A 20535-nucleotide genomic window follows, 5' to 3' on the forward strand; every position below is an offset into this window, starting at 1 on the left:
TTCTCTCCAGTGCCTATGTCTTTGACGATGCGACGGAGTTCAGCCGCGCGATCCAGTTGTCCAGGAGTTGTCTTCCACCTGCACCCGGGTGTGCCGGCCCGCCGTGGATGGCGCCGGGAGTGCGGGAAAAGCGCGGCGCCGCCGATGGCTGGAAGAGCTTGTCCCTAGTGACATAGGTCTCGCGCGCCTTGAGATGATCGAAGCCCGCGAGTTCATCGACGTCGAGGACCGGGCTCACGCAAGCGTCGGAGCCGTCGAATATCGCGATCCACTCGTCACGCGTTCGCGTCCGAAACGTTTCGACGAGAAGCCCAGTCACCTGCTGCCAGTCCTCAGGCGCCTGGCTGGGCACGCTCTCGAGGCCGAGCTTGCCTGCGAAAGTCGACCAGAACTGCGGTTCGATGGCGCCGAGAGCGATCCACCTTCCGTCCGCGCAGACGTAGCTTCGATAGTACGGAGCGCTGCCGTCGAGAAAGTACTGGCCGCGCCGCGTCCCGGTGCCGGTCCGCGCGCCCTGATGATGCGACAGGAGCATCGCGAGCATGCTCGCGGTTCCATCCACCATCGCTACGTCGATGACCTGCCCCATACCAGAGCGCTGCCGCTCGAGCAGCGCGCTGAGGATGCCGAATGCCGCATAGAGGGCGCCACCGCCGAAGTCGCCGACGAGATTGATAGGCGCGACAGGCGGGGCTCCGTCCGGCCCGAACGCGCCGAGGGCGCCGGCGACGGCGATGTAGTTGATATCGTGGCCCGCAGTGTGGGCAAGCGGGCCGCCTTGTCCCCATCCGGTCACGCGCGTGTAGACAAGATGCGGCGCTTTGACGAGGACGGTGTCGGGGCCGAGGCCCAGTCGTTCCATCGCGCCGGGGCGAAGTCCTTCCATCAGGACATCGGCGTGGGCAGCCGCCTCAAGAGCCTGCTCCCTGCCGGCCTGTGTCTTGAGGTCGAGGATCATGGACGACTTGCCTCGCGCCAGGATGTCCGACGGTCTTTCCGGCGTGCCCGGCCGGTCGATGCGCAACACTTCAGCGCCGAGGTCCGCAAGCAGCATGCCGCAGAATGGCACCGGCCCGAGGGCTGCGAACTCGACGACACGGATTCCCGCCAGAGGGCCCTGCGTATTCATTGCGCGACCATCCCCGCATGTTCGCGCAGCATGGCGCGCGCGATGACCAGTTGCTGGATCTGGGTGGTGCCCTCGTAGATGCGCATCACCCGCACGTCCCGGTAGAATCTCTCGATACCAGAATCGCGCAAGTAGCCCGCGCCGCCAAAAATCTGCACGGCCCGGTCGGCGACGCGGCCGACCATTTCCGAGGCGTACATCTTGCAGCAGGAGGCCTGTTTGGCGACCGTCTCGCTGTTGTCGTAGCGGCGCGCCGTGTCTGCCACCATGCATTCCGTGGCGTAGAGCTCGGCCTGGCTGTCAGCCAGCATCGCCTGAACCAGCTGGAACTGCGAGATCTTCTGCCCGAACTGTTCCCGCGTCTCGGCATAGGTAAGGGCTTCATGGAGGATTCTCCGCGCCTGTCCCACACACGCCGCCGCGACCGCGATCCTGCCGCGATCCAGGGCCTTCATGGCGGTCGAGAAGCCTCGTCCGGGGATGCCGCCGATGATGTTTTGGGCTGGAACAAAGACATCGTCGAAGTAGACGTCCGCGGTCGCCGCGCCGCTTTGCCCCATCTTCTTGTCACGCGGGCCGACTGTGACGCCCGGGGTTCCCGCCGGTACCAGGAAGGCCGACACATGCGCGTTGCGGGGCAGGGGAGACGCGTTGGTGCGGGCCATGACGATGAACAGCCCTGCCAGCGGCGCATTGCTGATGAACCGCTTGCTGCCGGTAAGGCGATAGCCGCCTTCGACCGCGGCAGCATTCAGCTTCAGCGAGGCGCTGTCGGAGCCGGATGACGGCTCGGTCAGACAGAAGGAGGTGATCGTCTCGCCGCTCGCGATGCGGGGCAGCCATTCACGCTTCTGCTCCTCGGTGCCGTCCTCGGCGATCGCCTTGGCGCCAATCCCGATGTTCATCGCCACCACAGATCGGAAAGCAAGGGACGCCCAAGTCAGTTCATAGACCAGCTCGATTTCCTGCGAGAGGGGCAGGCCCAGCCCCCCATACGCCTCAGGGACGGTCAGGCCGAAAAGGCCCATCTCCCGCATCTCGGCTATCACGTCGTGGCCGACACGGTCCTGTTCCGCTACCTCGGACTCCAGTGGCACCAGCCTGCCACGAACATACGATCTCAATCCTTGGAGAAGTTCCGAGTTGCCGGTCGTGTGCGTTGTCATGGGAGGTCCTAGATTCTATTGGTATAACCGGCCCAATAGGGCTCGCGCAGGACGCGCTTGCGGATCTTGCCGCTGTCATCGCGGGGCAGGGAGCCACGGATTTCAACAATCTTCGGCTGCTTGAAGCGCGGCAGGTGTTTCGCCAAGTGGGCTCGCAGGTCGCTTTCCTGAAGGTCTGAGCCCGGGTGTGCTTCCGCCAGCAAGGCTAGCGCCTCGCCAAACTCGGCATCAGGAACCCCGAATACGGCGCAATCGGCGATGCCGCTGTAGCCCATGGCTGCGTTCTCGATCTCCACAGGATAGATGTTGACGCCGCCCGAGATCACCATGTCACGCTTGCGATCGCACAGGAACAGGTAGCCATCGGCGTCAAAATAGCCGACGTCGCCAGTCGCGATGAGGCCCTGCCGGTCGAGAACCGCGCGTGCTGCGGCATCGTTGTTGTAGGTGAAATCGGGGTAGTTTGCGTTGGCGCCATAGACCTCGCCCGCGACGCCCGCCGGCACGGCGTTGCCTTCGTCGTCGAAAATCGCCAGCGTGACCCCGTCAATCGCGCGGCCGACGGTACCGGGACGCTCCATCCATTCGGGCGCGGTGACGAATGTCAGCGGGCCATGCTCGGTCGACCCGTAATATTCGATCAGCTTGGGACCGAGCCACGCGATCATCGCCCTCTTCACGCTGACCGGACAGGGACTGCCGGCGTGCAGAACGCTTTCAAGCGAAGACAGATCATACTGCGCGCGATGCTGCTGCGGCAGCGCGAGGAGCCGCGTGAAGATGGTCGAGACCGCGTAGAGATCAGTAATCCTGTGCTTCTCGATGAGTGCGAGGAATTCGTGGGGGTCGAAACGTGCTGGTAGAACCAGCAATTCCGCTTCGCGGACCGCACGCGTCGCATACATGTTCGGCGCCGTGTGATACATCGGCGCCGTCAGGAGTACACGGGATGCCTTGCCGATCCGGGTGATGGCATGCCGCATCCGCGCAATGGCGGGGACCTGATCCGGATTCGGGACCGCGCGCCGGACGCCCTTCGGCAGGCCCGAGGTGCCGGAGGTGTAGAACAGGCTTTCAGCGGCCACGGCGGGGACGGTCTCAATGGGTACCTGCGCCACGACGAGGGCGCGCCAGTCGATCGTACCGGCAGGAGCGGTCCAGTCGGGGTCGCGCCCGCCCGAACCAGTGTCGCTTTGGCGGTCGACAACAAAGATGGGAATGCCGGGAAGCCGTTCCCGCACCTCGTGGGTCAGCAGGTCGTCATGCGCGATGAGCGCCTTGACCCCGGCGTCACGCAGGACATGTGCGATCTCGGCATGCGCAGCATGCCAGTTGATAGGCAACACGTAGCAGCCGAGATGCTGCAAAGCTGCGCTTGCCTCCACGAATGTCAGCCCGTTGCGCAGAAGCAGCGCGACAGCATCAGAGCGGTCAATCCCGTATGAACGTAGAACTGCTGCAGCCTTTCGACCTCGTTCGGGCAGTTCGCCCCCATCCAACCGGTTCTCGCCGAAGACGATTGTGCTCATACGGAAAGATCCCTGGAGGGCGCCTGGCTGATGCTGTCCAGAACGATTGCGCTGCCTCGATCGAGGGCAAACTTGCTGCGCTCCATGACAGTCGTGGTGAAACGTCCATCGGGATAAATGTCGTGCAGCAAAGTCTCACCCGGAAAGACCAAGGCCGTCATTCGCGCGCTGAAGGAGCGCAGGCGCTGCGGTTCGTACGCGCACAGGCAGCGCAACACGGCGCGGCAGGCCATCGCCAGGCTGCACATTCCATGCAGGATCGGCCTTGCGAAGCCGGCGCGTTCGGCGCGGTCGGGGTCCGCATGGATAGGGTTCAGGTCACCGTTCAAACGATAGAGCAGGGCCTGTTGCGGAAGTGTGCGCGTCTCGACAGAACAGGCTGGCTGGCCAGGTGCTTCTACCGTGCTCTTCACAGGGGGTTCGCCGCCGAAGCCACCGTAGCCCGCCAGCATGTGCGATTGGCGAACAACAGCAACCGGGCGACCGTCGGCATCGCTGATGTCGCGCCGCGATTGCAGGAGCGCGCCCTTGCCCCGACCGAGGTCGAACAGGTCGGTCACCCGCGTGTGCCCAATGACGCGGCCGGCCGGCGCAAGTGGCTCCAGGATCTCGATCGATTGCTCGACATGCAGGATGCGGCCGAGATCGAGGCCGGTTTCCTGGTGGCCGAGCCAAAACCCCGGATACCCGAGGATCAGCGCCATACTGGGCGTCACGCAAAAGTCTTCCCTGGCGTGATCAACGAATTTGAGTTCCCGGCGGTCGAGCGGGTCGTCTCCAAAGCCGACGCTCAGCGCATAAAGCGCGGCATCCCGTCGACTGTATTCGTGGCTCGTCGCCGGCACCTGCCAATTGCGCAGGCGCCGCGCTTGCTCGGCGGTCATGCTCATCGCTGGGGCGCCTCGAGGATGGTGACGACGCAGGCCGCCTCTTCTACCCCGTGGAAGCCGCCGCCGTTTTCCGCAAGGCCGAGCTTGGGCGTCGCGACCTGACGCTCTCCGGCTTCGCCGCGCAACTGCGTCACCAGTTCGACGATCTGGATCGCGCCGGTTGCGCCGATCGGATGTCCTTTCGAAAGCAGGCCGCCTGACACGTTGATCGGGAGCCGGCCGCCAAGCGTCGTATCGCCGCTTTCGACCAGTGGTCCCCCTTCGCCATAGGCGCAGAAGCCGACATTCTCGCTGTGAATGATCTCGGCGATGGCCGACGCGTCGTGGAGTTCGGCGACCGAAATGTCGGCGGGGCCGACACCGGCCCGTTCATAGGCGCGGTCGGCCGCGACCCTGGTCAAGTGCTTGTCATATTCCTCGATCGACCGGTCGCTGCTGCTGCTCACCCCGATGCCGCGTATCGCGACGGCGCGCCTGGAGCCAAGGCGCGCGACCGCCCCTGCGGACGCGATGACCAGCGCAGCGGAGCCGTCGCTCATCGGAGCGCACATCGCGCGCGTGATTGGCCACGCAATCAGACGGTCGGCAAGAACCTCATCCACCGTCATCGGGAAGCGGTATTGGGCGTTGGGGTTGAATTGCGAGTGGCAATGATTCTTGGCGGCGACAGCGGCGATCTGGCGCCGTGTCGTGCCGAATGTCTTCATGTGAAAGCGGGCCTGAGCGGCATAGATGTCCATGAACACCGAGCGCTCGCCGGCTGCCTCCGATGCCTCCGGAGGGAGTTCCATACCTTTACCCGCAGCAAGCAGCGCCCGCATGTGCTGGTCGGCGAGATCCCGGTCCCAGCTTCCCTTGAAGGCCTCGAACATCTGCTCGCGCTTCTCGGGATAGTTCATCTTCTCAGCGCCGACGACGAGCGCAATGTCAGCGAGACCCGCCTTGACGGCCGCATACGCCTGCATCAGCCCCGAACTGGAGCTGGCGCAGGCGTTGTCCGTATTGAAGATGGCTATGCCGGCGAAGCCACATGCTCGCAGGGCTGCTTGACCGCGCACCCCGTGCTGGCCCTCGAGCGCGCCTTGTCGCGTGTTGCAGAACCAGGCGGCCTGAACATCGTCGCGCTCGATTTCGGCGTCGGCCAGGGCGGCGTCCACCGACAGCGCCGTCAGATCCTTCACCGACAGCGTCAGATGCTTGTTGAGCGGCGTCATTGCCGCGCCAATGATGTACACGTCGCTCATTGGGAGTCAGCGATCAAAATTTGTCGTGTCGGGTGGCGCGCCGTCGCCGCCCATCGCCCGTTCGATGTCTTCCGCGATCGAACGCAGTCGAAGACCGATCTCGCCGAGGCGTTCGATCGGGACAAGATATGCCGGCCCTCCGGCGTTGAGCGCGTAGACGCGGCCGTCCGGAAGACGGATGGGAGCGGCCGCGGCATGAATTTCCGGCCGCCATTCGCCGGCACTTGAACAGTAGCCAAGCTCTTCCAGATCGCGCATCGCCTGATCCAGTCCTGCGCGCGTCGCCTGCCATTCTTCCGGCGTTTGCGTTTCCCGCACCTGACCCAGGATTTCCTCGCGCTTTTGGGGTCCGTAGGCGAAGAGAATAGCGCGCCCCATCGATGTCTGCGGCAGCGGCAGACGCGTTCCGGAATAGAGCCGCAGCCCGATCAGCGGATTGCCCTCGTATGCGTCGATGTACATGATCTGAAGCCGGTCCTGCATGCCCAGGCCGACGTTGAGCGCCATGTCATTGGCCAACTGCTCGAGATAGGGACGAGCGACGTCGCGGACGCTTGTGTTTGCGAGAGCGGTGCTGCCTACCGCGATGGCGGATGGACCGAGGCTGTAACGGCGGCTTTCCGGATCGAAGACGAGGAAGCCCGCAGCGGTTAGCGTATATGCCAGGCGCGAGACGGTCGCCTTGGGGAGCAAGACGCGCGCCGCGAGCTCAGCATTGCCCAGATACTGGTCCCCTCGACGAAAAGCCTGAAGCAACAGCAGTCCGCGCTCAAGGGCTTCGACCTTGTGAGGATCCTTTGCCGGCTCGACCTGATCCATTTCGTCGTGCCCTGATTGCGGATTCGGTTCGCCAGCCTTGGTCGCGTTCCGTCTTGGACGCATCTCTCTTCCTTCAGTGAAATCGTGTTTCGTTTATGATGGAATTGATTTCCATTGACAACAACAATCTTTCCCGACACCATAAATGCACATTCGGGGATGGCTGCAGCAGCGAGCATGATGGAACTTGGAATTGAGGGAAAGACGGCGCTGGTTACAGGTGCTGCCGGCGGCCTGGGCGCGGCAATCGCCGAGGCATTGGCAGCGCAAGGGGTCGTGGTCGCCGTAGCCGATATCCGGCTCGACCTGGCGGGTTCGGTCGCAGGCCGCATCCGCGCGATGGGCCATCGCGCCTTTGGCGTCGCGATGGATGTGACGGATGCAAGCTCGGTCGACGGCGCGTTCCAGGAGATCGAGGATCAGGCTGGATCGCCGGATATCCTGATCAACAACGCCGGTTTCACACGCGACAACCGCATCGGCAAAATGCCGGAATCGGATTGGGACGCGGTCGTCGATGTCGTGCTCAAGGGCGCCTATCTCTGCACGAAGCGCGCTCTGCCGGCGATGGTAGCGCGAGAGTGGGGGCGCATCGTCTCCATCTCGTCACGGGCGCATCTCGGCAATCCGGGGCAGGCGAACTACTCGGCCGCGAAGGCCGGGCTGCTCGGCTTCACCCGCGCCATGGCGCTGGAGAACGGCAGGTTCGGCATCACCGCAAACGCCATCGCCCCCGGCATCATCGATACCGCGGCGGTGCGCCAACTCCCGCACTATGAGCGCATCGTGGAAAACGCCAAGGCGACCCTGCCCATCCGCCGCATCGGTTGCCCGCAGGACATCTCCGACGCGGTCTCGTTCCTGGCGTCTGAGCGCGCTTCATACATCACCGGCGAAGTGCTCCACGTCACCGGGGGGCGGTATTGAGCCTCGGCCAGAGGCGTGATGGAGCGCCGTTTCCTCGAAAATAGCTTCGGTCGACAGGGCACGAAGAACGAACCTGGCCTTCTGAACAGAAGGCAATTCATCCCAAGGAATAGTAAAATGACATCTGCATATCTTGTTCTCGACCTGCAGAACGACCTCGTCCACGACGACGGCGCTAGCGGAAAGGGTCCGCTCGGCGAAGCCGTCCGCAGCCGCAGGATTATCGAGAACACGAATAAGGTGATCGCCAAGGCTCGCGCGGCCGGCGCGCCGGTCATCTTCGTGCGTGTCGGCTTCTCCGAGGACTATCGCGAGTGCTCGTCAACCTCGCCGATGTTCTCGGGACTGCGCAAGGCCGGCCTAATGAAGCTCGGCAGCTTCGGTACGGAAATCCACCCCGATCTCGAACGCAGGCCGGAAGACGTCCTGATCACCAAGCATCGCGTTAGTCCCTTCTACGGCACCGAGCTTGAAGTGATCCTGCGGGCGAAGAAGATTTCGAGGGTTGTCGCATCGGGCGTTTCGACGCCGGCCGTCGTACAGGCTTGCATCCGCGAGGCTCACGATCGCGACTATGAATGCGTCGTCGTCGAGGACGCTTGCGCAGCTCCTGGTGCCATCGAGCACGACGAGTCCATTGCCGTGCTGAAGCGGTTCGCGGCTGTCTCAACGGCCGACGAAGTCAGCTTCGCCTGATCCGTCTCCATCCAGGCAGTTACCGGGAGGACTTCCGTGAATAGAGAGCAATTGCGCGCGTATCGGGCCGAGCATGTCCCGCTGTTCAACAGCCAGAAGCTCAAGCTCGGGGTCTTCGCGCTGAACTGCAGTGGCGGCAGCATCATCACCAATTTCCCGACCGACCGGCAGATGACCTGGGACTACAACAAGTCGGTCATCCAGCTTGCCGACCGCATGGGGATGGAGGTCGCGCTGCCGATCGGCCGGTTCAAGGGGCAGGGTGGTTCGTCCAATCACAACGGCAACAGCTACGAGGTCTACACCTGGGCTGCCGCCATGGCGGCAGCCACCGAGAACATCATGTGCTTTGCGACCTCGCATGTGGCGCTCACGCACCCGGTCATCGCGGCCAAGCAGGCCGCGACGATCGATCATATCTCGAACGGCCGCTTCGGCCTGAACGTCGTGATGGGATGGTTCGCGCAGGAAATGGCGATGTTCAACGTCGCCCTGCGCGAGCATGACGACCGTTACCGGTACGGCGACGAGTGGCTGACCGTGGTCAAGCGCCTGTGGAGCGACGACAGCGTCTTCGACTTCGAGGGGGAGTATCTCAAGCTAAAGGGGCTCGAAGCGCAGCCCAAGCCGATCCAACGCCCCGGCCCCATTCTGGTGAACGCGGGCACATCTCCGGCCGGCGTCGATTTTTCGGCGCGGAACGTCGACGTCTGCTTCGGCTCTCCAGCCAAGCCAGAGGACATAGACAGGCTTCTGGCCGTCCGCACCATCGCGGACCAGAAGTTCAACCGCGACGTTGCACTGATGTGTTCCGCGCTCGTTGTCTGCCGGGACACGGAAGCGGAAGCCCAGTCCGCCTATCAGGAGATCCTGGACAATGGCGATTGGGACGCGGCGCACAGCATGCTGGCCGCATTGGGCGTGCAGAGCGGTTCGTTCAAAGAGGGACACGATGAACGCATGAAGCGCTTCGTGGCTGGCTACGGCACGCGTCCCCTTGTCGGCACGCCGGAGCAGATCGTCGACATGCTGATCGACTATTCCAACCGGGGTCTGCACGGCATCGTCTTCTACTTCAAAGACTACCTGGCTGAACTCACGTACTTCTCCGAAAAGGTGATGCCCCTCCTCAAGCAGGCGGGACTAAGACATTGAGCGGCTCGTCGGGTACTGCCGGCCGCCTGGCGGGCAAGATCGCTCTCGTCACCGGCGCCTGCGGCGGCATCGGCATGGCGATCTGCCGCCGTTATACGCAGGAGGGGGCAACCGTCATCGGTGCGGACGTTGCGCCGCCGACGGCCGTCGATCCTGCTGTCATGTCCGCGTGCGTTCATCTCGACGTGGTATCGGAGTCGTCCGTACGGGGGCTGCGCGATCACGTAGCCGGCGTCCACGGCCGACTCGACGTGATGGTGAACAATGCCGGCGCGATGGTCGGCCGGCCGCTCGTCGAAACCAGCGTCGCGGAGTTCGACCGCCTCTACGAAGTCAATCTTCGCGGACCCTTCCTGGTCATGCGCGAACTCGCACCCCTGATGGGCGACACCGGCTCGATCGTTAACATGTCCTCGGCTGCTGCCGTCCGCAACACCAGCGGGATGAGTGCCTATTCCGGAACAAAGGCGGGCCTCGTGGCTCTTTCACGAATTGCCGCAATTGAGCTTGCGCCGATCCGGGTCAACTCAATTCTTCCCGGTGCGATCGATACGCCGATGCCCCGTGCCTTTCTGGCGAATCTGCCGGACACGAAGCAGGCACAGGCACTGCAAGCGCTGGGCGAGCAGCGGCTCGCCAAACGCCTTGGTCGACCGGAGGAAATTGCCGATCTGGCCGTCTACCTGGCTTCGGATGAAGCCGGTTTCGTCACGGGCTCCGACTTCGTCATCGACGGGGGGCGAGCCTGATCGGCGCGCCAGCGGGACTAACCGATCAAGTTCTCAAAACATTCAAACGGGAGGAAACAAGTGAAACTAAAAGGGCTTCTTGCCGCCGTTGCGCTATCGGCGGCACTACCAACACCGGCGTCTGCCGATTTTTCCGGCAATGTCGTGAAGATCGGCGTGCTGACCGATATGTCCGGCCCATTCTCGCACCAGACCGGACCGGGTTCGGTGGCCGGCGCGGAACTGGCGATCGCCGAGATCAAGGGCAAGATCGGGGACGTGCCGGTCGAACTAGTCCTTGCCGACCACCAGAACAAGCCTGACATCGCGCTCAACCTCGCGCGCCGGTGGCTTGACGTGGACGGCGTCGATTTGATCGTCGACCTTGCCAGTTCCGCGGTCGCGCTGGCGGTGCAGGACGTCGTCAAGGAGAAGAACCGCATGGTCATCTTTTCCGGACCAGGCACCGACCGTCTCACCAACGACGCATGTTCGCCCAACGGCATCCACTGGACTTATGACACCTACGCGACCGGTCATTCGATGGCCCAGGCAATCATCGAGTCGGGCGGCAAGAATTGGTTCTTCATCGGCAATGACAGCGCCTTTGGACGATCGATTGTCGAAGTCATGAGCGGCGCAATCGCCAAAGCGTCCGGCAAGGTCGTCGGAGAAGTGTGGCATCCGACCGGCGCGAACGACTACTCATCGTTCATCATGCAGGCACAGAGTTCGGGCGCCGACGTTCTCGTTCTGGCCAATTCCGGAACCGACTTCGTGCGCGCCGTCAAGCAGGCGCGCGAATTCGGCGTCGATGGCGACGCATTGCGCCTTGTCGGTCCCTCGATCAGCATGGCCGACATATTGGCGCTCGGGCCGGAAGACGCAGAGGGCCTTCACTATATCGACGCTTTCTACTGGAACCTGAACGACAAGACGCGGGAACTGACGAACGCCTTCCTGGAAAAGCGCCAGGCGATCCCGGCGCAGGCTCATGCCGGCGTCTACTCAGCGGTCCGTTCCTACCTCGCCGTGGTTTCCGAACTTAAGTCCGACGAAGCCTCGGCTGTCATGGAGAAGCTTGGCTCCACGGAGATCTCGGACGGGTTCACGCCCTCGGGCAAGATCCGCGCGGACGGTCGCATGGTACACGACATGTACCTGATGCGGGCAAAGGGTCCGGATGCCGACAAGACCGCTGACTGGGATGCCGTCGAACTCGTAGCAACGGTCCCCGGTGACAAGGCGTACCGGCCACTCGCCGAAAGCCAGTGCCCGCTGGTCAAGTAGTCCCACCAAAAAATCCACCGGGGGAGGCGGGTCTCGACCCGCCTCCCTGCAGGTCACCGTCGAGAGAGACGACAAATGGAATCGATTTCGGTTCAGATCTTGGCTGGCCAACTGCTGATCGGTCTGATCAACGGCTCCTTTTACGCCATTCTCAGTCTCGGACTGGCGATCATCTTCGGCCTGTTGAACGTCGTGAACTTTGCGCACGGTGCGCTGTACATGCTCGGCGGGATGTGCGCCTGGATGCTGATGACATATGCCGGCATCGGCTACTGGTGGGCATTGATCATTGCGCCTCTGGTGGTAGGCGCATTCGGCATCGTCCTTGAACGAGCGCTTCTCGCGCGCCTGCGCGACGTGGACCACATCTACGGATTGCTTCTGACCTTCGGCGTGGCGCTCATGCTGCAGTCGCTCTTCCAGGGCATCTATGGTTCGGCTGGCATGCCTTACGCGATCCCCGGCGAACTCAAGGGCGGCTGGAACCTGGGCTTCATCTTCCTTCCCAAATACCGCGCCTGGATCATCGGCGTTTCCGTGGTGATCTGCTTCGGCACCTGGTACGCGATCGAGAAGACGAGGCTGGGCTCGTACCTGCGCGCAACCACCGAGAACCCCGAACTCGTCGAGTCCTTCGGCATCAACGTCCAGGTGCTGATCGCGCTGACGTTCGGCGTCGGCACGGGACTAGCCGCGCTCGCCGGTGTGCTGGCCGCGCCCGTCTACTCCGTCAGCCCACAGATGGGCGTGGAACTGCTGACCGTCGTCTTCGCCATCGTCGTCATCGGCGGCATGGGATCGGTGCTCGGCGCCATTCTCGGCGGCTTCTCGCTCGGCATCATCGAGGGCCTTACGAAGGTTGTCTATCCGGAAGCCTCTTCAGTCGTCGTTTTCGTCGTCATGATCCTGGTCATCATGACCCGTCCTGCCGGCCTCTTTGGAAAGCACTGATCGTGTCGAACGCGAAAGAACTCGATGAATACGAAAGGGGCTCCGCTATGGCATCGGCGCTCCTCAACCCGAACGAGTCCAGGGGCCATTTCGTCTGGGTGTTCCTGGCCCTTGCGGTGGCGACCGCAATTCTCCCTGCATTCGTCTACCCGCTGTTCCTCATGAAGATGATGTGCTTCGCGATGTTCGCGATCGGCTTCAATCTTTTGCTGGGCTATTGCGGTCTGCTCTCGCTTGGCCATGCCGCATTCTTCGGCGCTGGCGGCTACACCGCCGCCTTCGTCGCCGCGAGTTGGGGCCTTTCTCCTGAGGCGGCAGTCCTGTTCGGCACGCTGGCCGGGTTGATACTGGGCGTCGCCTTCGGGCTTCTCGCGATCCGACGGCACGGCATCTACATGACGATGGTGACACTCGGCCTGGCGCAGATGGTCTACTTCATCGTCCTTCAATCGCCCTACAGCGGCGCAGAGGACGGAATACAGGGCGTACCACGCGGAACCCTGTTCGGCCTGTTCGACCTGCGCAGCGACATGACGCTCTATGTCGTCGTCTCGGTGGTGTTCATGCTGGTTCTTCTGGGCTCCTACCGTCTGACCTATTCTCCTTTCGGGCAGGTACTGCGGGCAGTACGCGACAGCGAAAGCCGGGCGACGTCGCTCGGATTGAACGTGCGGACCATCAAGCTCACGGTTTTTGCGATCTCGGCCACCATCTCCGGCCTCGCCGGCTCGATGAAGGCAATCATCTTCCAGATTGCGACCCTGGTGGACGTCCACCTGACCACCTCCGGCGAGGTGGTCCTGATGACGCTGATCGGCGGCGTGGGCACGGTGCTCGGCCCTGTCGTCGGCGCCGCTGTCCTGGTGACCAGCCAAAACTACCTAGCGGGCTTCGGCCAGTGGGTCACGTTCATCCAGGGGTTCATTTTCGTAGTCCTGGTGCTTGCCTTCAGGGAAGGCATCGTCGGTCTTCTCATTCGTCTCTGGAGGAGGCCGCTGTGACCGATCTTTCCGCCAACGGCATGCCGCGACGGAGCGCGCCGGACACCATGATTGAGACGCGCGACCTGACCATGGAGTTTGCAGGGTTCAGGGCGGTCGACGGCGTCAACCTAGCCGTCAAGCGGGGGGACATCCACGCCCTGATCGGCCCCAATGGCGCGGGCAAGACGACCTGCTTCAACATGATCACCAAATTCCTCACACCCACCCGCGGACAAGTGTTCCTTGAGGGCCGCGACGTGACGCGAACGCCGCCGGCCGAGATCGCGCGCGACGGCATCGTGCGTTCGTTCCAGATATCGGCGGTATTTCAGGATCTGACGGCGATTCAGAATGTATGCGTCGCGCTGCAGAGCAAGACGAAGCGCGTCTATTCGATGCTGCGTGCGGACACCGGACTGCAGGACCTAATGGTCAGAGCAGGCGATCTGCTGGAGATGGTCGGCCTGTGGGAATACCGATACGAAAAGGCCCGCTTCCTGTCGTACGGCCGCAAGCGCGCGCTGGAACTGGCGACAACCCTCGCGATGGACCCCAAGGTAATGCTGCTCGATGAGCCGATGGCGGGTATGTCGCCGGAGGACGTTCGCCGGGTGACTGAGCTGATCGTCCGGCTGCGCGCCGGCAGAACCGTCCTGATGGTTGAGCACAATCTCAATGTCGTGGCCGAGATTTCCGACCGCATAACCGTGCTTGCACGCGGAAAGGTGCTCGCAGAAGGCAGCTACCAAGACGTTTCCGGCAACACGGACGTGCAGTCCGCCTATATCGGAGCAGGATATGACTGAACGCGGCAGCGCCGTGGACCTCGCTCTCGAACTCAGGGACGTCGTCGCGGGCTATGGAGAGACACAGGTCCTGCATGGGATCGACCTGCATCTGCGGCAGGGCGAGATCGTCAGCCTTCTCGGCCGCAACGGCGCGGGAAAATCCACCACCCTCAAGGTGATCGCGGGTCTGCTCCGCAATCGAAAGGGGTCGATCAGGATTGACGGAAAGGAAGCCATCGGGCTCCCGGCCCGCCAAACCGCGCGTCTGGGCTTGGCCTACTGCCCTGAGGACCGGGGCATTTTCTCGTCTCTGACGGTGCACGAGAACCTGCTCTTGCCCCCCGTCCTGAAACCTGGCGGCCTGACGGTCGAGGAACTCTACACGACGTTCCCGAACCTGTGGGCCAGACGTGACAGCGGCGGCACGAAACTGTCGGGCGGCGAGCAGCAGATGCTGGCGATCGCCCGCATCCTGCGTAGCGGCGCCAAGATCCTGCTTCTCGATGAGCCGACCGAAGGGCTCGCTCCCGTGATCGTGGAGGAGATAGGATCGCTCATTCGGACCCTGCGCGACCGTGGCTACACGATCCTGCTGGTCGAACAGAACTACAGGTTCGCGCGGGCGTTCGCCGACCGCCACTACATCATGGAGACCGGTCGCGTCGCCGACGAAATCGTCACGGCCGACATGCCCGCGCGCGAACATGACATCCGGGCGTATCTGGGTCTATGACGAACGAGGAGAGACGGACATGGCCTCACTGCGCCAGATGATTGCGAACAAGGAGTTCGTCCTCGCACCGGGGGCCTACGATTGCCTGACGGCCGGCGCCGCGCAGCGAGCCGGCTTCAACGCCGTCTACATGACCGGGGCAGGGGTCTCGGCTTCCCACGGTTACCCGGACTTTGGCCTGATCACCATGACCGAGATGGTGACGGTTGCCGGGCGCATGGCCGCCTCCGTCGATGTGCCTCTGATTGCTGACGCGGATTCCGGCTTCGGCAGCGAACTGAATACGGCCCGCGCGGTGCGCGCCTATGAGCGGGCGGGTGTGGCCGCAATCCACATTGAAGACCAGACCTTCCCGAAGAAGTGCGGGCATTTCGAGAACAAGACAATTGTTCCGGCCGAGGACTTCGTCGCCAAGATCCGCACGGCCTGCAAGGCGCGCGAGACGCCCGACTTCATGATCATCGCGCGGACAGACGCGCGCGCCGTCGAAGGATTCAACGCGGCGATCGAGCGCGGCAAGCGCGCCGCAGATGCCGGCGCGGATATCATCTTCGTGGAGGCGCCGCAGACGCTGGAGGAGATGGCGGCGGTCCCCGAGCGCATCGGCGCGCCCTGCCTCCTGAACGTGGTCTGGCGCGGCAAGACGCCGGAGATCGATTTCGAGACCGCGGCCGAGCTGGGCTACAGCATCGTCATCTTGCCCAGCATCCTGCTGAAGTCTGTGATGGGCATGTCGATGGAGATACTCAACGCTGCAAAGACCATCGGCCGTCATCCGGTTCCGCCGGGGGACATCGGCATCAAGGAAGGCGTCGCCATCGCCTCGGGCGCCGAATGGCGAACCATCAACGCGGCATTGGACGTCCCTCTCGCCTGACTCCAGCACCACACGAAACGGTTTTCCGGGTCGCTGCAACCCATGACGAGGTGACAATGCCAACGACGCTTTTCGACAAGCTGTGGAGCAGACACGCGGTCATGGAGCATCCGCTTGCCGGGACCTTGCTGTTCATCGACCGCCACCTGCTTCACGAAGGCTCGCGCAATGCGTTCTCCCAGTTGCGCCGCCGCGGCCTGCAGGTACGCCGGCCCGACCTGAGCACGGCCGTCGTCGACCACTATGCCCCAACCACCTCGCGCGATGTTGAGCAGATCGATGTCGCGTCACGGCGACAGGTTATCGCCGATCTCGCCAGCAACGCCGGCGCGGCGGGCGTCGAGATCCTCGATCTCGCTCATCCGTCGCAGGGCATCGTCCACGTCATCGGTCCTGAACTTGGGCTGACCCGGCCGGGCATGACCATCGTCTGTGGCGACAGCCATACCGCGACACATGGCGCGATGGGGGCGCTCGCCTTCGGCATCGGCGCCTCGCAGGTTGCCCATGTTCTCGCGACGCAGACGCTATGGCAGAAAAAGCCCAAACAGATGCGGATCGTCGTGCGAGGAAGCCTCAGGCCGCACGTCACCGCAAAGGATCTTATCCTGGCGATCATAGCCAGAGTGGGTGCGGCTGGTGGAACGGGCTACGCCATCGAATATGCGGGCCCGGCCGTCGAGGCGTTGAGCCTCGAGGGCAGGCTGACCTTGTGCAACATGACCATCGAGGCCGGCGCCCGCTTTGGCCTAGTCGCCCCGGATCAGGTCACGTTCGACTATCTGCGCGAGCGCGCATTCGATGCCGACGATGCGGGATGGCAGGCGCGCCTTGACGAATGGCGGGAGCTGCGCACGGAAACCGGGGCGGCCTTCGACAGCGAAATCGAGATGGACGCGACGTCGCTGAAGCCGATGATCACCTGGGGAACGAGTCCGGAAGACGGGGTCAGTGTCGACGGCGTCGTACCCGATCCGGCGTCGATCCAAGAGGTGTCACGGCGCAACGGCAAGATGGCCGCCCTCGACTATATGGGTCTGATGCCGGGCACGGCGATCGAAGACATCCGCTTCGACCGCGTCTTCATCGGCTCCTGCACCAATGGCCGCATCGAGGACCTGCGCGCTGCGGCGCGAGCCATCGGCGGGCGCAAGGCCGTCATACCGGCCATGGTCGTTCCGGGCTCCATGGCAGTGAGGGCGCAAGCCGAACGCGAAGGACTGGACACGATCTTTCTGGAGGCCGGGTTCGAGTGGCGTATGTCGGGATGCTCGATGTGCGCGGGCATGAACGGCGACCTGGGTCGCGCCGGCGAACGCTGCGCCTCGACGTCAAACCGCAACTTCGTCGGTCGCCAGGGCGCGGGTGTGCGCACCCATCTGATGAACCCCGCCATGGCCGCCACCATCGCCGTAACCGGCCATCCGGTCGACATTTCAGAGGCTGAACGATGATTCCCTTCACCGCCCTCACCGCGACCGGCCTTCCGCTCGGTCTCGAGAACGTCGACACCGACCAGATCCTGCCCGCACGCTTCCTTTCGATGAAACCGGAGGACGGCTATGCCGACTTTTGCTTCCATGACCTCAGGTTTGACGCCCAAGGCGCGCCAAGGTCAGACACTCCCCTGACGTCCGGCGTGCATGCTGGCGCGGCGATCCTCGTCGCAGGCTCGAATTTCGGTTGCGGGTCCTCAAGGGAAGGCGCCGTATACGCTTTGCAGCACCTCGGTTTCCGGGTGGTCATCGCGGAAAGCTTTGGCGACATCTTCTACCAGAACGCGCTGGTCAACGGCCTGCTGGCCATCCGAGCCGATGCCGGGATCACTCAGACGATCCTAGAGCATCTGCGCGCCCAACCTGACGCGCCAATCCATGTCGATCTGGACAAGCAGACAGTCGATGTCGAGGGCAGCGTGACCTTCACGTTCGACATTGACCCCTTCAAGAAACACTGTGTGCTGAACGGCACCGACGAAATCAGTTTCACTCTGGGCTTTCTGGAACAGATCCAGCGGTACGAAATCAAGGGGGAGGGCACCCTCGGTTGAATCGTATCGGCCTGCAGTTCTTCCAACGTCATGCGCCGCGCTGGGCGCCGCTATCAGAGTCGCCGCTTTCGGCGATGAGCATGAGCAGCCATCTGAACAGAGAAGCGTCGCTAAAGCCTTGCCGCCCGCACGGACGAATTTGATGGCCTCGGCGAAAGCCGCACGCCAATCACCGCGGGCCATGCGTTCACCTGATGATTGTGGCGCCGGCCAGCCTCATGTTGAGCACCGTCCAGGTGCTCCTCGTGATGCGCGCCGAGCGGGTGTCCCCGGATTTCCAGCCAGTCCATTGCGAGGACATGGGAAAGCGCGGTGCTGTTGCGACGGGCTTACTGTTCGGACGTAGTGGCAGACGTGTCGCGGACTAACGCGGTCCCCTGGCATCAACCGCCGGGGCAAAGAATCGAGAAGGCCTCCTCCACGCGCTGCCGATCGCCGTCGTCCATCTCGTCGTCACCTTCGCGGGGAAATCCAGCACCGGATGCTGCGGCTGCGACTCCTTATCGACACGATGAGCATTGGCGCGGATGAGATCGTCAACTTGCTTCCGCTCACGCGACGAATCGTGACGCTCTCGTAGAGCTTGCCGTCGAACTCCACGGGAGAGCCCAGCGTGACACTGGTCGAGCGGGGCTTCGGGGAGCGATACGTGCTTCAGGCTTGAGGCGCGTTCGTCGGTCATAGGGTAGATCTCCTGGTTGTCCAATGGAGAACCTATGGCCGATGTGAAAGGGTAAAAAGAACTGATTTTTCAGTTGTTTACGGTCGCTCCAACAATCCGCAGCCATCGACGGTCCCAGGAAAATTTCATTCCTAAGGCGAGATTGCCGGGGCTTTGGGTGCAACGAGATCCCCCTCGTTCGGGGCGCAAGCGAACGAAAGTCGCCTTAGGAAGGGGCTTAGAGTCGTCTAATTTTGTTCGGGAAAATACAGCGAAATCAATCGCTTGGCATAAGATGGCTCCCCGGGCCGGATTCGAACCAGCGACCAACCGGTTAACAGCCGGTTGCTCTACCACTGAGCTACCGGGGAACGTTGGGCTCAAGCGAACGCGGCTGCCTATAGCAAAGACTTTTCGACTTTGCAAAGAAGCAATCGGCACTTTTTTCACTTCTCTCCACAGCCTGGCGGAAAACATGGTGTGACATTTCGGCCGCCTTGCGCGTGCAACCGGAAAAATGGCCGTCGGATGCATGTTCAGGGAGCGCACGACGCACGTCGGGCGGGCTTGCGGAGCGTCATTTTCCGCATCAGAGAATTGTCGCGTGACCCGGCGGCGGCAACGCACCATATGTCGCCGATGATCGAGACGAGACGAGAGACGAGGCGGGTGAGGCGAACCATCAACCTGTTCGGAAGGCATATCGCGCTGCCGCGCTCGCGCGGCATGCGAATCTCCATTGGCGTCCTGCTGGTGTTCTGCGGCTTGCTTGGGTTCCTGCCGGTCCTCGGATTCTGGATGATCCCGCTCGGCCTTCTGGTGCTGTCGCACGATTTCGCACTGGTGCGTCGGTGGCGTAGACGCCTGGCCGTGTGGTGGGAAAGAAGACGCCGCCCGGGGCAGCCGCCATGATCCATCGAGCCGGCGTCAAACCGCCCCATGTGGGTAAGTCGTTTCGACCCGAGTAATTTGCGACCACATGCTTGTCCGCCTCGATACCCTCTGTTAACAGAGCCTCGCGCAAAGCGCCTCGACGGTTGGCCTCGTGGCGGAGTGGTTACGCAGAGGACTGCAAATCCTTGCACCCCGGTTCGATTCCGGGCGAGGCCTCCACTCGATGGCGATTTTGCGACGGTCGATTCCCATCGACCTTCATCCCTCAGGGCCTGGCAAGCCACCACGCGGACCGAACGAGAATGAACCCAGATTTTGCCGCGCTCCGTACGAAGATGGTCGATGGCCAAGTGCGCACCACCGACGTGACGGATTCGGCGATCCTGGATGCCATGCTTGCGGTGCCGCGCGAAGAGTTCGTGCCGGCCAAGCTGCGCCCGCTGGCCTATATCGACGAGGACGTCGAGATTGCCCCGGCTTCTTCCAGCGGCGGGGCGCGCTATCTGATGGAGGCGTCGCCTTTCGCGAAGCTGCTCCAGCTCGCCGAAATCCGAGCGGACGACGTCGTGCTCGATGTCGGGTGCGGTAGCGGATACTCGTCCGCAGTCCTGTCCCGCCTGGCGGGGTCGGTGATTGCCCTGGAGGAGAACGCCACGCTTGCCGAACGCGCGCAGTCGACCCTGGACAGGCTTGGCTACCATACGGTGGCCGTCGTGCAGGGCGCGCTTGCCGCCGGCCACGAGCCGGAGGCGCCCTATGACGTCATCGTCATCGAAGGCGGGGTCGAAACGGTCCCCGAGCCCCTGCTGGACCAGCTCAAGGAAGGCGGGCGACTGGTCGCCGTGGAGGGTGCCGGCAATGCCGGCATCGCCAAGGTTTATCTCAAGATCGACGGCCTAACCTCGGCCCGACGCGCCTTCAATGCGGCAGTAAAGCCACTACCCGGCTTCGAACGTACGCCAGAATTCGAATTCTAACGATCGTGTCCTTGCGACCGGCGGCATTTCATGTTGCCCTGTAACGGA

Annotated in this window: 20 protein-coding genes and 2 tRNA genes; 15 read left to right on the forward strand and 7 right to left on the reverse strand. The window is 63.0% G+C overall.

Annotated features, from left to right (window positions below):
• Window positions 1–13: 13 nt before the first annotated feature.
• Genes PD284_RS14520 through PD284_RS14545 form a run of 6 tightly spaced genes read right to left on the reverse strand, consistent with a single transcriptional unit; the run spans window position 14 to window position 6840 of the window.
• Window positions 14–1129, reverse strand: coding sequence for a CaiB/BaiF CoA transferase family protein (locus tag PD284_RS14520; protein WP_274628899.1), 1116 nt, complete (start codon window positions 1127–1129; stop codon window positions 14–16).
• Window positions 1126–2295, reverse strand: coding sequence for an acyl-CoA dehydrogenase family protein (locus PD284_RS14525; protein ID WP_274628900.1), 1170 nt, complete (start codon window positions 2293–2295; stop codon window positions 1126–1128). Before PD284_RS14525 ends, PD284_RS14520 begins: the two co-directional genes overlap by 4 nt.
• A gap of 8 nt (window positions 2296–2303) precedes the next feature.
• Window positions 2304–3824, reverse strand: a complete 1521-nt coding sequence (locus PD284_RS14530) for an AMP-binding protein (protein WP_274628901.1) — start codon at window positions 3822–3824, stop codon at window positions 2304–2306.
• Window positions 3821–4714, reverse strand: coding sequence for a MaoC/PaaZ C-terminal domain-containing protein (locus PD284_RS14535; protein WP_274628902.1), 894 nt, complete (start codon window positions 4712–4714; stop codon window positions 3821–3823). Before PD284_RS14535 ends, PD284_RS14530 begins: the two co-directional genes overlap by 4 nt.
• Window positions 4711–5958: a thiolase family protein gene (locus tag PD284_RS14540; protein WP_274628903.1), complete on the reverse strand. Its 1248-nt coding sequence runs from the start codon at window positions 5956–5958 to the stop codon at window positions 4711–4713. Before PD284_RS14540 ends, PD284_RS14535 begins: the two co-directional genes overlap by 4 nt.
• 6 nt (window positions 5959–5964) lie before the next feature.
• Window positions 5965–6840 carry an IclR family transcriptional regulator gene (locus tag PD284_RS14545; protein ID WP_274628904.1) on the reverse strand — a complete coding sequence of 292 codons (876 nt, stop codon included), beginning with the start codon at window positions 6838–6840 and terminating at the stop codon, window positions 5965–5967.
• Between the two features lie 117 nt (window positions 6841–6957).
• Here PD284_RS14545 and fabG point away from each other — a divergent pair, with 117 nt between their 5' ends.
• From fabG to leuD, 12 genes are all read left to right on the forward strand, one after another.
• On the forward strand, window positions 6958–7704 hold the full coding sequence (gene fabG, locus PD284_RS14550) for a 3-oxoacyl-ACP reductase FabG (RefSeq protein WP_274628905.1): 747 nt from the start codon (window positions 6958–6960) through the stop codon (window positions 7702–7704).
• A gap of 117 nt (window positions 7705–7821) precedes the next feature.
• Complete coding sequence (locus PD284_RS14555) at window positions 7822–8400, forward strand: cysteine hydrolase family protein (RefSeq protein ID WP_274628906.1); 579 nt, start codon at window positions 7822–7824, stop codon at window positions 8398–8400.
• 36 nt (window positions 8401–8436) lie between these two features.
• The gene (locus tag PD284_RS14560; RefSeq protein WP_274628907.1) at window positions 8437–9555 is read left to right on the forward strand and encodes an LLM class flavin-dependent oxidoreductase; all 1119 of its coding nucleotides are present in this window, start codon (window positions 8437–8439) and stop codon (window positions 9553–9555) included.
• Window positions 9552–10304: an SDR family NAD(P)-dependent oxidoreductase gene (locus tag PD284_RS14565; RefSeq protein ID WP_274628908.1), complete on the forward strand. Its 753-nt coding sequence runs from the start codon at window positions 9552–9554 to the stop codon at window positions 10302–10304. The genes PD284_RS14560 and PD284_RS14565 overlap by 4 nt, the downstream gene beginning before the upstream one ends.
• Before the next feature lie 60 nt (window positions 10305–10364).
• On the forward strand, window positions 10365–11573 hold the full coding sequence (locus PD284_RS14570) for an ABC transporter substrate-binding protein (protein WP_274628909.1): 1209 nt from the start codon (window positions 10365–10367) through the stop codon (window positions 11571–11573).
• A 75-nt stretch (window positions 11574–11648) separates the two neighbouring features.
• Window positions 11649–12524, forward strand: coding sequence for a branched-chain amino acid ABC transporter permease (locus tag PD284_RS14575; protein ID WP_274628910.1), 876 nt, complete (start codon window positions 11649–11651; stop codon window positions 12522–12524).
• Window positions 12525–12571: 47 nt separating this feature from the next.
• A complete protein-coding gene (locus PD284_RS14580) occupies window positions 12572–13525 on the forward strand; it encodes a branched-chain amino acid ABC transporter permease (protein WP_274628911.1) in 954 nt (317 codons plus the stop codon).
• Between the two features lie 20 nt (window positions 13526–13545).
• Window positions 13546–14313: an ABC transporter ATP-binding protein gene (locus PD284_RS14585; RefSeq protein WP_274630641.1), complete on the forward strand. Its 768-nt coding sequence runs from the start codon at window positions 13546–13548 to the stop codon at window positions 14311–14313.
• Entirely contained in the window at window positions 14306–15028 is a 723-nt protein-coding gene (locus PD284_RS14590; RefSeq protein WP_274628912.1) for an ABC transporter ATP-binding protein, read from the forward strand. The genes PD284_RS14585 and PD284_RS14590 overlap by 8 nt, the downstream gene beginning before the upstream one ends.
• Before the next feature lie 19 nt (window positions 15029–15047).
• A complete protein-coding gene (locus PD284_RS14595) occupies window positions 15048–15905 on the forward strand; it encodes an isocitrate lyase/PEP mutase family protein (RefSeq protein ID WP_274628913.1) in 858 nt (285 codons plus the stop codon).
• Window positions 15906–15961: 56 nt separating this feature from the next.
• Complete coding sequence (gene leuC / locus PD284_RS14600) at window positions 15962–17359, forward strand: 3-isopropylmalate dehydratase large subunit (protein WP_274628914.1); 1398 nt, start codon at window positions 15962–15964, stop codon at window positions 17357–17359.
• The gene (gene leuD, locus PD284_RS14605) at window positions 17356–17955 is read left to right on the forward strand and encodes a 3-isopropylmalate dehydratase small subunit (protein ID WP_274628915.1); all 600 of its coding nucleotides are present in this window, start codon (window positions 17356–17358) and stop codon (window positions 17953–17955) included. The genes leuC and leuD overlap by 4 nt, the downstream gene beginning before the upstream one ends.
• A gap of 957 nt (window positions 17956–18912) precedes the next feature.
• Here the strand turns inward: leuD and PD284_RS14610 are convergent.
• Window positions 18913–18987, reverse strand: a tRNA-Asn gene (locus PD284_RS14610).
• A 355-nt stretch (window positions 18988–19342) separates the two neighbouring features.
• Between PD284_RS14610 and PD284_RS14615 the strand changes: the two genes are divergently transcribed.
• The 3 genes from PD284_RS14615 to PD284_RS14625 all read left to right on the forward strand — a co-directional run bounded on the left by PD284_RS14615 (window position 19343) and on the right by PD284_RS14625 (window position 20487).
• On the forward strand, window positions 19343–19528 hold the full coding sequence (locus PD284_RS14615; RefSeq protein ID WP_274630642.1) for a hypothetical protein: 186 nt from the start codon (window positions 19343–19345) through the stop codon (window positions 19526–19528).
• 127 nt (window positions 19529–19655) lie between these two features.
• A tRNA-Cys gene (locus PD284_RS14620) sits at window positions 19656–19729 on the forward strand.
• 83 nt (window positions 19730–19812) lie between these two features.
• Entirely contained in the window at window positions 19813–20487 is a 675-nt protein-coding gene (locus tag PD284_RS14625; RefSeq protein ID WP_274628916.1) for a protein-L-isoaspartate O-methyltransferase family protein, read from the forward strand.
• The last annotated feature ends 48 nt before the right edge of the window (window positions 20488–20535 follow it).

It is taken from the genome of Mesorhizobium shangrilense (genome assembly GCF_028826155.1).
Taxonomy (GTDB): Bacteria; Pseudomonadota; Alphaproteobacteria; order Rhizobiales; family Rhizobiaceae; genus Arvimicrobium; species Arvimicrobium flavum.